Genomic DNA, 15,994 nt, shown 5'->3' on the forward strand with positions numbered 1-15,994 from the left:
TATGCAACGCATATTGAATACCCATGGCCGTCTACGTATTGCCGTAGTGGCTGGTGAATCTTCGGGCGATTTATTAGGGAGCCAGCTTATTCTGGCCCTGAAACAGCGCTTGCCTCATGCCGAATTCTTTGGAATTGCCGGGCCAAAAATGCAAGCCGCCGGTTGCACCTCGTTTGTGCCTATGGAAAAACTCGCGGTGCGCGGTTATTTGGAAGTGATTCGTCATTTGCCCGAATTATTACGTATCCGCAGGCAATTAAAACGACAATTGCTCGCCGATAAGCCTGATTTATTTATTGGGATTGACGCGCCTGATTTTAATTTTGGCTTAGAAAAAGCATTAAAGCAGGCAGGTATTCCAACGATTCATTATGTTGGGCCTTCTGTTTGGGCCTGGCGTTCGGAACGGCTTAAAAAAATCGGCCAATGCGTTTCGCATATGTTGCTGCTTTTTCCTTTCGAAGAAAAAATCTATCAGGAAGCGTCTATTCCCGCTACATATGTGGGGCACCCTTTGGCGGAGATTTTTCCTGCGGTGCCAGATCAGCCTGCTGTACGCGAAGTGCTGGAAATTCCAGCACAAAAAGCAGTGTTTACTTTGTTGCCGGGTAGCCGCCAAAGCGAAGTAGAAATGCTGGCTGCTTTATTTGTGGAAACAGCAAGAAAGCTGCTTGAGCGCTATCCAAATGCCTTGTTTTTAGTGCCTTTTGTGACGCGCGAAACGCGCTTGTTATTTGAGCAGGAAATCTGGAAGCAGGGCGCACAAGCGCTGCCGTTTCGCTTGATGTTTGGCCATGCGCATGAAGCCATGCAAGCGGCAGATGTGATTTTACTGGCGTCTGGCACGGCAACGCTTGAAGCGATGATGTCGCGTCAGCCTATGGTGGTGACTTATCGCCTGTCGTCGCTGACTTATCGCATGGTCAAGAGAAAGCTGCGCTTGCCTTATGTCAGTCTGCCTAATGTATTGGCAGGGCAATTTATTGTGCCCGAGCTGCTGCAAGACGATGCAACAGCAGATAACTTGGTGCAGGCCATCAGTAATTTATATGATGACAAGCGACTTGCTACGCGTTTAAGCCAACGCTTTGCTGATTTGCATCTGAGCCTGCGCTGCGGTGCTGCTGAACGAGCGGCAGATGCGGTGTGCTCGGTATTGGGAATGAGGGCGTGAGTTTGATTTGTGGTGTTGATGAGGCAGGCAGAGGTCCTTTGGCGGGCGCGGTGTATGCGGCTGCAGTGATTCTGCCCGCCCATTATGATTTGCCTGGGTTAAATGATTCAAAAAAACTCACGGCACGCCGCCGTGATGTGTTGTTTGATTTAATTCAGTCTTGCGCCGTGTCTTGGTCTGTTGCGACGGCCTCGATCGAAGAAATTGACGAGCTTAATATTCTACACGCCACCATGCTGGCGATGCAGCGCGCCGTTGCTGGCCTATCCCTTGTGCCCGAAGAAGCCTTGATTGATGGCAATCGTGTGCCTAAGGGTTTAACTGTGCCAGGGCGCGCGATTGTTGGGGGGGACGCCTTAGAAGCGTGCATCTCTGCTGCATCGATTTTGGCCAAAGTCAGCCGGGATAGAGATGTAGAAACCTTTGAGGTTTTATATCCCGGCTATGGCTTTGCCCAACATAAAGGCTATCCCACTGCTCAGCACTTAGAGGCGTTAAAGCGCCTTGGACCTTGCCCTGTGCATAGAAAAAGCTTTGGTCCGGTGATCAAGGCTTATGCACAAGCGTCTCTTTGGTAAATCAGACTTTTCTGTTTAATTCGCTTTGATTAGTTGTGGCGTTCTATTCAATATTCTAATATGCAGTCAGAGTAAGTTATTTTATATAGTTATCACAGGGAAGCTGACGCATGTTCGTCATTATTGGCTATATTTTTATGTGTGTTTGTATTTTGGGCGCTTACGCCGCTCACGGCGGGCATTTGGCCGTATTTTGGCAGCCATCAGAAATTGTTATTATTTTCGGTGGTGCTATCGGTGCGATGATTGCTGCTCAGGGTGGAAAGGGGATGAAGCAAACCGTCGCAGCCCTGCCTTTGCTGTTTAAAAACACGCCGTATACCAAGCCTTTCTTCATGGATTTATTTGCCATGATGTTTGAGATTCTCTCAAAAGTGAGAAAAGAAGGTTTGATGTCGATTGAAACCGATATTGAAGACCCACATTCCAGCCCGATTATTTCTAAATACCCCTCAATTGAAAAAGATCATCATCTCACTGAGTTTCTCTGCGATTACCTGCGATTAATGGTGGGGGGGAATCTTAATTCCATGGAAATTGAAAACCTAATGGATGTAGAGCTAGAAGCCCACCATGCAGATGCGCATGTAGCCGTTGATGCGATTACTAAACTAGCCGATGGTTTACCCGCTTTTGGTATTGTGGCTGCGGTCATGGGCGTGGTTCACGTGATGGGCTCTTTACACTTGCCGCCTCCTGCCTTGGGCGAGTTGATTGGTGCCGCGCTGGTGGGGACATTTATGGGGATTTGGTTGGCTTACGGTTTTTTTGGTCCTTTGGCAACGGTGCTAGAAAAACAAGGCGCGGCGACCAATATTGCGTTTCAAGCGGTGAAAGTCACTTTATTAGCCAGCTTAAATGGTTACGCACCACAAGTAGCAGTGGAGTTTGGCCGTAAAGCACTGAGCGGCAGCGATAGGCCAAGCTTTAAAGAGTTGGAAGAACACGTAAAGAGCGCCAAAGGTAAGTAAAACCGTATTGATTTAAAGGTAGTCCAAAATGAGCGATGATTCACAACGCCCCATAGTTGTAAAACGCATCAAAAAAGGCGGGCATGGCCATCATGGTGGCGCTTGGAAAATTGCTTATGCCGACTTTGTAACGGCGATGATGGCCTTCTTTTTATTGATGTGGCTATTAGGCTCGGTCTCTAAGGGGACCATGAAGGGGATTACCAGTTATTTTGCTAACCCGCTTAAAGTGTCGATGTCGGGTGGGGATGGTGCGGGCGACGCTACGTCTTTAATTAAGGGCGGCGGGAATGATTTAACCAAGCAAACGGGGCAGGTTAAAAAAGGTGATCCTCCTTCAGAAGCGGTTAAAGACAAAAAACGTCTATCAGAGTTAAAACAAAAATTTGAAGCTTTGATGGATAACAAAATTAAAGAAAACTCGAAGCTTGCTCAATTTAAAAACCAATTAAAACTGGATATGGTTGCGGAAGGCTTAAGAATTCAAATTGTAGACGAGCAGAATCGGCCGATGTTTAAATCTGGCAGCTCGGATTTGGAGTCTTTTAGCCGGGATATGTTGCGGGAAATTGCAGAATTTTTAAATGAAGTCCCTAATGCTGTTTCATTATCGGGGCATACCGATTCTTCCCGTTTTGCAGGCGGAGATGAAGGCTATAGCAACTGGGAGTTGTCTGCGGATCGTGCAAATGCCTCCCGCCGTGAATTGGTAGTGGGTGGTTTGTCAGATAAAAAAATATTACGCGTGAATGGCTTTGGCGATGTTGTGCCGCTTGATAAGAGCAATATCTACAACCCCGTTAATCGGCGGATTAGTATTGTGGTGTTAAACCATGACGCGGAAGACAATATTCGGCAGCAGGCAGGAAAGGGTCAGGAAGAAATTGCTCCAGTGAAAAAGACAGATCAATGACGCAGGCATTGCGTTTTGCCATCATTCAATTATGCGCAATGATGATGGCTGCGCTGATGGTCAGTGTTTTTAAATGGCCCGCATTGCATTGGGCCATTTTGGTTGCTCTTTTGTCTTTATTTGGGTCTTTACGCTGGCATGATGGAAAATGGTGGTGCTTTATTCATTTGGCATTTCCGTTTTTGTTGTTGCTGGGCTTTCATTTCTTGATTGATCCGCTTTGGTATCTGGCGGCACTTCTATTGTGCTGGATGATTTTTGGCGGCGTATTGCGTAATCGGGTTCCTCTTTATTTAAGCAATGCACGCGCATTAGAGCAATTGGCGGAGCAGGTTCCAAAAGGCGCGCGTTTACTGGATTTAGGCGCTGGAACCGGCACGGTACTGGCTTGGTTTGTTCGCCACCGGCCTGACGTGCAAGTCGATGGAATTGAGTTTTCATGGCTTCCCTGGTTGCTTGGCCGCATTCGTTTAGCCAATAGCAAAGCGGGCTGGCGACATGGCGATGCGTTTGCCGCCGATTTAGCACTTTATGATGTGGTTTACGCTTATTTATCCCCTGAACCCATGAGCTTGCTTTGGACAAAGGCGCAAAAAGAAATGCGTCCGGGCAGCCTGTTAATTAGCAATAGCTTTGATATTCCCAATGTGCCACCTGAGCGCGTATGTAATATTGGAGATTGGAAAGGCAGCCGACTTTTAGTATGGAAAATCTAGCCCAAACTGCAGCAACAAGTAATGTCGCCTGGCTTGCCTATTGGGCGCGGCGTGGCCTGCCTATTTTGCAATCCAGCCGTGAGCAATTGCTGGCAGCTCTGCGTCGTGCAGATCGTCTGCATCCTTCTGATTTAGCCGATATCGTTTTAAAAGACCCGCTGCTTACCGCGCAAGCACTGCGTTATATTAATCAGCGGCAAAAAAGCAGCTTAGCGGCCGATATCACCACGATTAATGGCATTGTGATGCTGATGGGCATCGCTCCCTTTATCGAGCACTTTGCCCGAATGCCTGTGCTGGAAGAGGTTTTGCAAAGCCACCCCCGAACCATTGCCCGCATTCATAAGCACATTGCGGATAGTCGTTTTGCTGCAAAAATGGCGCGTGAGTTTGCTGGTGAGCGTTACGATGCACATTTGGACGAGGTTTTTGTTTCTGCTTTGTTTAGCCACGTGCCAGAAATACTTGAGCTATTAGCGCACGATACAGATCTTTCCGCGCCACTTGGCCGGGATCAGCCCCACTCCTTACTGGCCGCTTGGTCGTTGCCGCCATCTTTAAGTGCATTGCTCACCAATACGGGCGGTGAAGTCTTGCCTAGACAGGCTTTGCAGCATGCTACATTGCAGCTGGCTCATTTGCTTGACCGAGGCTGGTGGCAGCCAGATGTAAGTAGCGCGCTACAAATCATGGCAGAAATACTGGGCACTAGCGTTGATGATGTTTGGCAGCGAACGAACCGCCTAATGTTGCAATACGCCCGCACTGAGCCGCAAAAACAAGGCTGGCCTGCTGCGCGCTGGTTGCCCATGTTGCCGGGCGAATGGCCACAGCCTGTTGTGGCCACACCGGCATCAGCGCCTGCGGCGCCAGCAAAACCTGAAGTTATCCGGCCTGAAGCAGATGTTCTTGCCGAGCGGATGCAGGCCTTGCATCTGGCAGGAGCGCAAGGTGCGCCAGCTAATCAGATCATGGGCTTGGCTGTGCGTGCTTTGGCCGAAGGGCTGGGAATGAGGCGTATTTTATTTGCCTTGCTGGTTGCCGGAGAAAACGCCATCAAAGCGCGTTTTGCCCACGGTATTGAGGCGAGCGATCCTGCGCGGCAGCTCCATGTCAAGTTGGATGAGCCGCATCTGCTGACAAAGCTGATGCTCAAGCAGCAAAGCATTTGGCTGAACTCTGGTAATGCCGCGAGTTTAGAACCCATATTGCCTACTGGGTTCCGGGCCCAAATTGGGCAGGAAGATTTTTGTGCCATGTCGATTTTTGTAGGCGATAAAGCGGTCGGCATTATTTATGCAGACCGGCGAGGAGGGGATCGCCTTGCGGATGCACACTATCAACATTTCAAGCAGATTGGCTTGCTAACCAGCCGCGCTTTATCTCATCACCCCGCTCAGCCTCGCTGATTGTTTTAGGTTATTTATGCTTGTTATTTCTTCACGTCAGAATCCTTTTTTTAAATCTTTATTAAAACTGTCTTCCAGCCGTCGTGAACGACGTAAAACAGGGCAAACCCTACTGGATGGCACGCACCTTTTACTTGCGCTGGCCGATGTAGGCGGTGAAGTTGAAAAAATTATTCTGACGCCTGCTGCGCTAGATAATCCGGAAGTGATCGCCGTATTGCAGCGCTTTACGGCCGCACAATGCGTTATGGATGAAGCGTTGTTTGCCGAGCTAAGCGATTTGCCCAGCACCACCGGCATTATGGCGCTCTACCGTATCCCTGCTGTAGCTGCGGCTAAGACCAACGGTTTTTGCGTGTTGCTGGACGGAGTGCAAGATCCCGGTAACGTAGGGACGATTTTGCGCACCGCAGCGGCTTTTGGTGTTGATCAGGTGCTGCTGGCCGATGAATGCGCCGATATCTGGTCACCTAAGGTGTTGCGTGCAGGGATGGGTGCTCATTTTGTTTTAGAAATGCTTGAACACACAAACTTGCCTGCTTTTGCGGTTAAGTTTGATGGTGATTTAGCCGTTACCGTGCTTGAGCAAGCGATTGCCCCGTACCAAGCGAATTTGGCGGGTGATTTAGCCTTGGTTTTAGGCTCTGAAGGTGCGGGTGTCTCGCAAGAGATGCAAGATTTGGCCCGCTTACGTCTCACCATCCCGATGGGGGGGCAGATTGAATCTTTAAATGTTGCAGCAGCTGCCGCCATTCTTTGCTACGAGCGGCAAAGACAGCTCAGTGCTTAATAGGGCGTGATTACATGCCTTCCATGACATTGCGTGCGTTAATGGCCTGAATGGGCCTTGCATTCATTGGGAATTCTTTCTGAAATCGGGCAATTTGCCTTGCTGAAATGCTAAGCGGGTTTTTCATCACCAGCCAGCGCACGCCTTCAGAGCAGGGTGGAGTGGTCAGAGAGCCCATAAAAGTATAAAAAGACTGGTCGAGCGGAAGTAAGGCGGCGGGGCTGTAAGTTAGCTTGTCAAAAGTACGTGTCTCATTATGGCCACTAGGCATTTTGTCCCAGAATGCTTCGATCAGCGGGTTGTCTTGCGCGCCTTGCTGGATAAGCGCGGCAACTACGGCGAGTTTCCCTTCCTCACTTTTATGGACTAAATGCGCCACCATTGGATAGCGAAGGCCACCAATGGCTTCTTCACTTGGCGTGTGAAAGTGAAATTGCAAAAGCTGATATTTGCTGCCTAATGCTTCAATAAAGCTGCCAGGGTCGATATTCAGTTGTATTGTATGGCCATTATTAACTACCGTTATTTTTGTCATGCCGTAGCTGAATTTAATCTTATCCATTTCTTGCGCATAACTGGTGGTGATATTAATGGGGGATTGCTCTTTTCCTTCAGTACACAAGGCGAAAGAAGGGCTCATGCTTCCCCAGTTGTTGGGGCCTGTACTGCCCCCTTCATAACCCCAATGGCCGCCTGCATGCGGTGCAGCGTGGTTTGCGGCTGCTGTGCCGTGCCCTGCGATGGGGACTTTGTGTTTTTTAGCAGTAGGACGAGGTGCGCTTACGCGGGGAGGAATGCCGTGCTTGCCTGCGGGTGCAGCCTGCGGAATAGGCGTGGCATTGCTTACAGGCTCCTCATGACTGGCAGCTGGGGCATCATGATTGGCTTTAGGTGTGTCAGGGCTCGCCTTTGCAGGGGGTTTGGCAGGCGCATCATGACTTGGCTCGCTGGCTGCCGCGAGGGTAAAGCTTAAGCTCATCATGAGGAAAAGATAGCGCATGGTGTAAGTTCCAATTCAAGATTATTACGTGTCTTTTTGAAAGCTTAGCTGTCATCAGCGAAAAGACAACGTTGTCGCGGTATAATTTATAAAAACAACCTAGGTTAAGCCCTATGAATCAGCTTCCTATTCCTGATGGTGTGCATTTCTCAGCCCATTTACCTTTGGTATGGCACAGCGTGTGGCAGCAAAGTGCCTTTGAGGCAACGCGCTACCTTGCCGTTTTGGCCGAGTTTGAGTCCACAAGTGATGAGCGCAGCCATGCGCAAGATGCCTTGCATGCAAAGCTGGACTTGATGCTACTCTGGACGGCTAAAAATGCCAGTCATAATCTGCCTGCAGCTAAAGAAGTAGTGGTTGGTTTAGAAACGATCTCCTGGCGTGATGTGGCTGCCTTGCCTGTGGGGGCGCATGGTGCCCTAGCAATCAGTCTTTCGCAGGTATTGCCTTTTCCCTTGCAATTGCCTGCTGAAATTGTTTCATGCGTAGGGGCTGATCAAGCGTATACAGTAACGGCCCGTTTGCTATTAAAAGAAGAAGCTTTACGGGATTGGTTTGAGCGCACGGTATTTAGGAATCATCGTCACATAGTGCATGCCGAGCGCGGAGCACAAGCGTGATGACGTTGCCTGCCGCATGGCAGCCTTTAGTGAGTGATGTATTGCAAAGTGCAAAGTGGCAGCAGTTGAGTGCATTTTTAGATGCTGAGCTTGCTGCAGGTAAGCTGATTTATCCTAAACCATCACAATGGTTTGCTGCGCTTGAATATATGAAGCCAGAGCAGGTCAGGGTGGTTGTGCTTGGACAAGACCCTTATCATGGCGCGGGCCAGGCGCATGGCTTGAGCTTTTCTGTGCCCATCGGCGTTAAACCGCCGCCATCCTTAGTCAATATCTTTAAAGAAGTTGCGCGCGATTTGGGCCACAGCCCACCTCAGCATGGCAATCTGGAGCCTTGGGCGGCGCAGGGTGTTTTGTTGCTCAATTGTGTGCTAACCGTTGAGGCCGATAAGGCCGCTTCGCACGCCAGGCAGGGCTGGGAAGCGCTGACCGATGCTTTAATTAAATCACTAGCCGAACAGCACAGCCATATCGTATTTATGCTTTGGGGCGCTTATGCGCAAAAGAAGCAAGCCTTGATTGATGCCAATCGGCATTGCATCTTGTGTTCAGCTCATCCTTCGCCGTTATCTGTCTATCGCGGTTTTATTGGCAATGGGCATTTTTCCGCTGCAAACCGCTATCTACTCGCTCAGGGCAAATCGGCTATTTTGTGGGAAATTAGCGAGTGAGCCATCTCTTAGTCTTTGATATTGGCGGTACACAAATTAAATACGGCATCGTCAGCGATACGGGTGAAGTGCGCCATGCTGAAGTTCAAAACACTTGCGCGGCAGATGGCGGGCCTGCTTTATTGGAGAGGTTGCGGTTCCTCGCCCAGCCTTTGATTAAGCAATATCAGCCTATTGGCATTGCAATAAGCAGCCTTGGTCTGATCGAGCCTCTTCGTGGCACGGTACTTGGCGCTGCCGAAGCCGTGCCGGATTACCCCGGAATAGCGCTGATCCCTGCTTTTGAAACCGCTTTTGGCTTGCCCACGACCGCAGAAAATGATGTGAACTGCGTGGCCTTGGCCGAAGGCTGGACGGGTGCAGCACAGGGTGTAGGCGATTATCTTGCGATTGCCATTGGCACAGGCATTGGCGGTGGCATTGTTTTGGGTGGGCGCTTACATCGTGGACATCGCGCCGCAGCTGGTGAATGGGGCTATATGAAGATCGGCGGGCAAGTCTGGGAATCGCAAGCGTCGATGTCAGGCTTAGTACGTCTCTCAGAAGCAGCAACAGGTGAGGCTGAGTTAAATGGAAAAATAATCTTTGCTCGCCTAGATGTAGGGGATGCCCTGATGCAAAAGGTGGTGGCTGAGTGGCTGGATTTACTGGCCATGGGGATTGCCAATTTAATCTACGCCTTCAATCCGGAAAAAATCGTGCTAGGCGGTGGCATTGCCGGAAGGGGCGAGGTTTTTTTGAAAGCCATTCGCAATGCTGTTGATCAACAACTTTTACCTGATTTTAAAACAATGACTGAGCTGGTGCTCGCAACCGCAGGCAATCATGCGGGTATGTTGGGTGCTGTACGTAACTGGCTGATGACACATAGGGGCGCATAAATGAAAATATTATTGAATCACCTTGGTTTTGAATTGGCAGGGCAAAAAGTCGCCATTATTGATGCGCCCACTGATTTTGCAGCGCGCCATTTTAGTGTTTATCACGCAGAGAGCCGCGAGCTGGCTTTTGCGGGCGAGATCAAGCAAAGCGGTAGCGTAGATCATTGGGGCGAGGGCAAGTGGCATTACTGGACGGCTGATTTCACTGCTCTGGATGCTGAGGGCGAGTATTTTCTGGTAGTCGATGGTATCAACCCTCCTTTTACCTCGCACACTTTTAGCATTGCGAAAAAACTATTTTCTGAGCAAATCCTGTCGGATATCGTGCATTACATCAAAGGCCAGCGTTGCACCGGCCTATACGATGAAGCCGATCGCAGTCGCCTCAAATGGGGTAGTGAAGAGCGCCGCGATGTGCATGGCGGTTGGTATGATGCTTCGGGAGATTGCTCTAAATACCTGAGCCATTTGTCGTTTGCTAATTTTATGAATCCACAGCAAACGCCGCAAGTGGTGTGGAATTTGCTCGACGGCTTGGCGCAATTGCCGCCGCAATCCAAATGGTTTAATGAAAGAATCGTCGACGAAGCCTTGCACGGTGCTGATTACCTGCTGCGTATGCAAGATCCGGCGGGTTATTTTTATATCACTGTATTTGATCAATGGTCTAAAGACGAAAATCGCCGTGATATTTGCGCTTATGAAACGCAAAAAGGCGAGAAGTTTGCCAACTATCAAGCCGCCTATCGTCAGGGCGGCGGCGTAGCGATTGCCGCTTTGGCGCGCGCATCGGTTTTGCAGCGAGATGGCGAGTTTAGCCGCGCTCAATATCTGCAAGCAGCGCAGCGTGGTTTTGCCCATCTTGAGCAGTACAATCTTGAATACTTAGATAATGGCGTTGAAAATATTATCGACGATTACTGTGCCTTGCTAGCGGCTTGCGAGTTACTGGCAGTGAGTGGCGAAGGGGTTTATGCAGATGCCGCTGCACGGCGTGTTTTAAATCTGTTGGAACGACAAACGGCGGATGGTTGGTTTAAAGCCGATACCGCGGGCGAGCGTAGTTATTTTCATGCAAGCGACGCGGGCCTGCCTTATATCGCATTGATGCGCTTTGTTGAAGTTGTGCCAGGCTCACCTTTAGTTGGGCGAATTCGTGAAGTGCTGCGTTGTGCTTTTAAGTATGAATTCAAGATCACTTTTGCTAGCGTAAACAATCCCTTTGGCTATCCGCGCCAGTTTGTTAAACAAGCTGGCGACGTAGGACGCGAGCAGTTTTTTATTCCACATGACAATGGCACTGGCTATTGGTGGCAGGGCGAGAACGCTAGGCTAGGCTCGATTGCGGCAGCCAGCTCACGCGCACAAACGCTGTTTGCCGAAGAATCGTCCCTAGTCACACAATTGGCAAAATACGAGCAAGCCGTGCTAGATTGGCTGCTGGGTGCAAACCCATTTGATGCCTGCATGCTGCAAGGCTGGGGTCGCAATAACCCACGCTATGAAGTCGGCTTTTATAATGCGCCGGGTGGAGTGTGCAATGGCATTACGAGTGGCTTGAATGATGAGAACGATATCGACTTTAAAAAGTCTGAAATAGCCACGATGGCCAATAGCTGGCGCTGGACAGAGCAATGGATGCCACACGGTGCCTGGCTATTCTTGGCGCTCAGCACGAGAATTGGCACAAACTAATGTAGGGTGGGTAAATGTTTTATTTTACCCACGCGCTAATAGCGATGATTTAAAAGGAAAACAAAATGGCAATTGTAGTTACCGGAGCTGCCGGTTTTATCGGCTCAAATATTATTAAGGGCCTGAATGCGCGCGGCGAAACCGACATTATTGCGGTGGATGATTTAGCCTTACCAGATCAATTTAAAAATCTGGTTGATTGCCAGATTAGTCATTACGCGGATAAAGAAGATTTTATTGCCGATTTAAGCGAAGGCCATTATGACGGTGAAATTACCGCCATTTTCCACGAAGGCGCTTGTTCGGATACGATGGAACATAACGGCAAGTATATGATGGATAACAACTATCAATATACTTTGGCCCTATTTGATTGGTGCCAAGCCGAAGAAGTACAGTTTTTATATGCATCCAGCGCGGCAACTTATGGCAATGGTGACAATGGCTTTATTGAAAGCCCAGATTGCGAAGCGCCGTTAAATGTATATGGCTATTCCAAGCTTTTATTCGATCAAGTGCTGCGCCAGCGTATGAATGAGATTACTGCGCAAGTTGTGGGCTTTCGCTACTTCAATGTCTATGGCCCACGCGAGCAGCATAAAGGCCGTATGGCTTCGGTGGCTTTCCATCATTTCAATCAATATCGTGAACATGGCAAAGTAAAATTATTTGGCGAATATGGTGGCTACGGCAATGGCGGCCATACCCGTGATTTTATTTCGGTAGAAGACGTCGTTAAAGCCAATCTATGGTTCTTAGATAATCCCGATGTATGCGGGATTTATAATCTGGGCACAGGAAAATCACAGCCATTTAATGATGTGGCACTGGCGGTGGTCAATACCTGCCGTGAGCATGAAGGCAAGTTGGCGCTGACTCTGGAAGAAATGATTGCACAAGGCGTGCTGGAATATATTGATTTTCCAGATTCACTTAAAGGCAAGTACCAAAGCTTTACCGAGGCCGATACCACCTTGCTACGGGAGTCTGGTTACGACGAAGACTTCTTAACGGTAGAAGAAGGCGTGCGCCGTTATGTTGAAGTATTGCTAAGCAAGTAGGCAAAAAGCCGGGCAGGAGCCCGGCTTTTTTGGCGCATCCCTTTGTTTATAGCACTTCAGCAGGCATTTTTTGCAGTTCACGCCAAGTTTTTAGCAGCTTATCGCTTACACCTATCTACTCGCAATTTGACCCATTACAGTGAGCTTATCGACAGCACTAAATGGAGTCACCATCATGAAAACCACCGCTCACTTACTGGTTCTTTTCTTTGTTGCTTTTGTGCATATTGCGCTTTATCTGATTATTGTGAATGCACACGAAGAAAGCATAAGAGATTCGCAGGTTTCTACGCTTTCGGCTCCAGTGGCCGTGCAGCAAGCCGCTGACTTAACTTGATGCGGCACTATATTTGCAAGAATGAAACAATGTCAGCGTGTGCTTTTTTGCGAAATACTAGGATCTTGGTCGCTGTCGCTGGATATGCCACTATCAATAAAAAGCATGCGTTGTGGGGAGGCTTGCCATTAGGTGCTGGTTAAATCAAGCTAGCCCGGTGAGTTGATATTAAGGGTGTGAGCGTGCGTAATAGGATGCTAAAGGAAAAGATAAGGTTATCGCGCGTAAATCAGACCCATCCATTTTTCTACTTATTCAGTTGTTTAAATGAAAGTGGTTTTTTATTTTATTTGCATATTAATTACATCGCTATAGCTATATGGTAGATATTTTCTATAAATATTATCGATGGTTTTGTCTTTAATCATTTCTCCAATTGTTTTATCGAATCGTTTCATGGTTTCGCTTTTTTTCTTATTAAACACTAGGTGGAGCTTGGTCGAGCCAATAAGAGGGCGCAGCATTTTTATTTCTACACCTACTTTGTCTGCTAATAAGGGGGCGGAGAAAATATCAAGCAGCACATAATCGTAACGCTGCCCTTTTAGTTTTCTGAGCATGGTTTCATCATCCTGTGCCAAATCAACTTGCCAGCCTTTAAAGTTTTTAATTTGCTCCGTGTAGTCATACCCTCGTACCATGCCTACTTTTTTGCCCTTCATTTCTTCCCATGAAAACACCTCCTGAGTCATGTTCTTTCTAACGAAAATAGCCAGTTGGTACATGCTGGTAAGAAAGTGGCCGCTGATAAAGGGATTAAGTGCGGCATTGTCGATGACCGCATCGTAGCTGCCTGTTTTTACATTGTTAATGCAGCGCGGCCAGGGCAATTCATCCGCAGTAAAGTCAATTTTGAGTCGCTTGAAGGCTTCTTGATAAATTTCAATTGAAATGCCCTTGTTGAGCTGGCCTTGCTGGCTATAGGTAAACGGGGGCCAGTAGACGCCGCAAATTTTTAATTTTTCGGCAAAAGAAGGTGAAGAAAAAAGAAGTGATAATAAAATAAGGCCATCTTTTGTCATTGCATTTCGCCTACTTGATCCTGACTGATGCACTGGTTCGTGGGTGACGCACTTTGACTGTAAGCGATAAAAACAGGGGAGTCGCCTGATTGTTTGTTCTGCACGTATGGGCGGTGCTGCGATTGGTATAAGCATGGCTTTGTTACATCAATAATCTACTTTTTGCTGTTGCGAAGGTGGGGGAATTCAAGGAAGCCGCGTAGAATGCCCGCACCTGCCGCTCATCTTTTTTCTTATGCCCGAATCTACATCCCCTGACGATATGCAATTACAGCCACTGCTTGAGCAAGTAAAAAACTTGCCGAGCCAGCCGGGGGTGTACCGTTTTATCGGTGCAGATGGCAAGGTGCTCTATGTGGGCAAGGCCATTAGCCTTAAAAAACGCGTCGGCTCTTATTTTCAGAAAAATGACCATAGCCCGCGTATTCGTTTAATGTTGGCGCAGGTAGTGGGTCTCGAAACAACCGTTGTTCGCTCTGAGGGCGAAGCGCTGGTTTTAGAAAACAATCTGATTAAAGCATTAAGCCCGCGCTATAACATTTTGTTTCGCGATGATAAAAGCTATCCCTATGTAGTGATTACCGGGCATGCCTCGCCCAGATTGGCTTATTACCGTGGTGCATTAGATAAGCGCCATCAATACTTCGGCCCTTTTCCAAATGGCTATGTGGTCAAAGAAAGTATTCAACTGCTGCAAAAAGTTTTTAAGCTACGCACCTGCGAAGACACCGTATTTGCCAATCGCTCCCGCCCCTGCCTATTGCACCAAATCAAACGCTGCTCGGCCCCCTGTGTGGATTTAATTACTGCTGACGACTATCTCGCTGATGTAAATAACGCGGTGCGCTTTTTAAATGGCAAGGCCAGCGAAGTATTGGGCGAATTAGAAGCGCGCATGCAGGCAGCATCTGAAGCTTGGCTATTCGAAGAGGCCGCCGCTATCCGAGATCAGATCAGTGCGCTATCGCGGATTCAGGATAAGCAATTTGTCTCTAGCAATAGTAGCGAAGTGGATGCCGACATTGTGGTTTGCGTGATTAGCAGCGGTATGATTTGTGTGAATCTGGCCATGGTGCGTGGTGGTCGACATGTGGGGGATAAAAATCTATTTCCATCTCATGCCGATGGTTACGATGCGCCTGCCGCACTGGAGGCATTTTTAGCTCAGCATTATTTAGACCGCAATGCACCATCGGTGATTTTTTGCCAGCCAGAGCCTGAAAATGCAGCCGTGCTGGCCGATTTGCTAAGCCAGCAAGCCGAACATAAAGTGGTGCTCAATAGCAATCCCAATGGCGAACGACGGGTTTGGCTAGATATGGCAATTAAAAATGCCGAGTTGGCGATTTTGCAACGCAGCAGCCAAACTGCCACGCAACACGCGCGCCTAGGGTCTTTGATTGAGGCGATGAATTGGCCTGATACAGTGGCGCGGATCGAGTGTTTTGATATTTCGCACACCATGGGCGAGGCCACCGTTGCTTCTTGTGTGGTGTACGATCGTTTTGATATGCAGCCCAAAGAATACCGTCGCTACAATATTGAAGGCATTACGCCGGGTGATGATTATGCCGCGATGCGGCAAGCCTTGATTCGGCGCTACGGAAAAATTGCTGCGGGCGAGGGTATCGTGCCCGATGTGGTGTTGATTGATGGTGGCAAAGGCCAACTCTCGATGGCGACCGAAGCCATGGCCGAAGTCGGAATGAGTAGCCCTATTTTGCTAGGCGTGGCCAAGGGTGAAACACGCAAAGCAGGTTTGGAACAGTTGATTTTAAATGATAGGCCTGCGCCCATTTTGCTCAAGCGCGACCACCCCGCATTGCATCTCATCCAGCAAATTCGCGATGAAGCACACCGCTTTGCCATTACTGGCCACCGTGCACGGCGAGCAAAGGCGAGAGTGACTTCTTCATTAGAAGACGTGGAAGGAATCGGGCCTAAGCGTCGTCAAAAGTTGCTGGCGAGTTTTGGTGGTTTGCAGGGTGTAAAGGCGGCGACATTAGATGAGTTAAAACAAGTTGAGGGGATTAATTCTGCATTGGCAGAGAAAATCTACGCGGTTTTACATGCTTGATTTCAAAGTGGCTGGTTTTTTGTGGTTTTTAAATCCCTGTTGCAGATTCTTTACGAATGCGCGCAATAAAATACCCTTG

General features: G+C 48.6%; 16 protein-coding genes. 14 read left to right on the forward strand and 2 right to left on the reverse strand.

The annotated features are described in order from the left end of the window. The first annotated feature begins 1 nt into the window (after position 1). The 7 genes from lpxB to VN23_RS06005 all read left to right on the forward strand — a co-directional run bounded on the left by lpxB (position 2) and on the right by VN23_RS06005 (position 6,551). Positions 2-1,174 (forward strand): lipid-A-disaccharide synthase, encoded by a 1,173-nt coding sequence (lpxB, locus tag VN23_RS05975; RefSeq protein ID WP_046350100.1) that lies wholly within the window; start codon positions 2-4, stop codon positions 1,172-1,174. Further along, the gene (gene rnhB, locus VN23_RS05980; protein WP_231743362.1) at positions 1,171-1,752 is read left to right on the forward strand and encodes a ribonuclease HII; all 582 of its coding nucleotides are present in this window, start codon (positions 1,171-1,173) and stop codon (positions 1,750-1,752) included. Before lpxB ends, rnhB begins: the two co-directional genes overlap by 4 nt. 110 nt (positions 1,753-1,862) lie before the next feature. Then, positions 1,863-2,723 carry a flagellar motor stator protein MotA gene (gene motA / locus VN23_RS05985; protein ID WP_046350102.1) on the forward strand — a complete coding sequence of 287 codons (861 nt, stop codon included), beginning with the start codon at positions 1,863-1,865 and terminating at the stop codon, positions 2,721-2,723. A gap of 28 nt (positions 2,724-2,751) precedes the next feature. Beyond that, a complete protein-coding gene (gene motB / locus VN23_RS05990) occupies positions 2,752-3,636 on the forward strand; it encodes a flagellar motor protein MotB (RefSeq protein WP_046350103.1) in 885 nt (294 codons plus the stop codon). Further along, positions 3,633-4,352, forward strand: coding sequence for a class I SAM-dependent methyltransferase (locus tag VN23_RS05995; RefSeq protein WP_052746383.1), 720 nt, complete (start codon positions 3,633-3,635; stop codon positions 4,350-4,352). The genes motB and VN23_RS05995 overlap by 4 nt, the downstream gene beginning before the upstream one ends. Beyond that, a complete protein-coding gene (locus tag VN23_RS06000) occupies positions 4,340-5,761 on the forward strand; it encodes an HDOD domain-containing protein (protein WP_046350104.1) in 1,422 nt (473 codons plus the stop codon). The genes VN23_RS05995 and VN23_RS06000 overlap by 13 nt, the downstream gene beginning before the upstream one ends. A 16-nt stretch (positions 5,762-5,777) precedes the next feature. Further along, positions 5,778-6,551: a TrmH family RNA methyltransferase gene (locus tag VN23_RS06005; protein ID WP_046350105.1), complete on the forward strand. Its 774-nt coding sequence runs from the start codon at positions 5,778-5,780 to the stop codon at positions 6,549-6,551. A 10-nt stretch (positions 6,552-6,561) separates the two neighbouring features. Here VN23_RS06005 and VN23_RS06010 read toward each other — a convergent pair whose 3' ends face one another. Next, the gene (locus tag VN23_RS06010) at positions 6,562-7,551 is read right to left on the reverse strand and encodes a carbonic anhydrase (RefSeq protein WP_046350106.1); all 990 of its coding nucleotides are present in this window, start codon (positions 7,549-7,551) and stop codon (positions 6,562-6,564) included. A 113-nt stretch (positions 7,552-7,664) separates the two neighbouring features. Between VN23_RS06010 and VN23_RS06015 the strand changes: the two genes are divergently transcribed. From VN23_RS06015 to VN23_RS21720, 6 genes are all read left to right on the forward strand, one after another. Next, complete coding sequence (locus VN23_RS06015) at positions 7,665-8,171, forward strand: PilZ domain-containing protein (protein WP_046350107.1); 507 nt, start codon at positions 7,665-7,667, stop codon at positions 8,169-8,171. Further along, a complete protein-coding gene (locus VN23_RS06020) occupies positions 8,171-8,842 on the forward strand; it encodes a uracil-DNA glycosylase (RefSeq protein ID WP_046350108.1) in 672 nt (223 codons plus the stop codon). Before VN23_RS06015 ends, VN23_RS06020 begins: the two co-directional genes overlap by 1 nt. Then, on the forward strand, positions 8,839-9,723 hold the full coding sequence (locus tag VN23_RS06025; RefSeq protein ID WP_046350109.1) for an ROK family protein: 885 nt from the start codon (positions 8,839-8,841) through the stop codon (positions 9,721-9,723). Before VN23_RS06020 ends, VN23_RS06025 begins: the two co-directional genes overlap by 4 nt. After that, positions 9,724-11,418 carry a glycoside hydrolase family 9 protein gene (locus VN23_RS06030; protein ID WP_046350110.1) on the forward strand — a complete coding sequence of 565 codons (1,695 nt, stop codon included), beginning with the start codon at positions 9,724-9,726 and terminating at the stop codon, positions 11,416-11,418. Between the two features lie 65 nt (positions 11,419-11,483). Further along, positions 11,484-12,479 (forward strand): ADP-glyceromanno-heptose 6-epimerase, encoded by a 996-nt coding sequence (gene rfaD, locus VN23_RS06035; protein WP_046350111.1) that lies wholly within the window; start codon positions 11,484-11,486, stop codon positions 12,477-12,479. A gap of 175 nt (positions 12,480-12,654) precedes the next feature. Further along, positions 12,655-12,816 carry a hypothetical protein gene (locus VN23_RS21720; protein ID WP_156455125.1) on the forward strand — a complete coding sequence of 54 codons (162 nt, stop codon included), beginning with the start codon at positions 12,655-12,657 and terminating at the stop codon, positions 12,814-12,816. Between the two features lie 281 nt (positions 12,817-13,097). On the opposite strand, the gene VN23_RS06040 is transcribed toward VN23_RS21720, so the two are convergent. Then, positions 13,098-13,838, reverse strand: a complete 741-nt coding sequence (locus VN23_RS06040) for a substrate-binding periplasmic protein (RefSeq protein ID WP_046350112.1) — start codon at positions 13,836-13,838, stop codon at positions 13,098-13,100. A 235-nt stretch (positions 13,839-14,073) separates the two neighbouring features. Between VN23_RS06040 and uvrC the strand changes: the two genes are divergently transcribed. Next, a complete protein-coding gene (uvrC, locus tag VN23_RS06045; RefSeq protein ID WP_046350113.1) occupies positions 14,074-15,915 on the forward strand; it encodes an excinuclease ABC subunit UvrC in 1,842 nt (613 codons plus the stop codon). Positions 15,916-15,994: the final 79 nt, after the last annotated feature.

This window comes from Janthinobacterium sp. B9-8 (genome assembly GCF_000969645.2).
Classification (GTDB): Bacteria; Pseudomonadota; Gammaproteobacteria; order Burkholderiales; family Chitinibacteraceae; genus Iodobacter.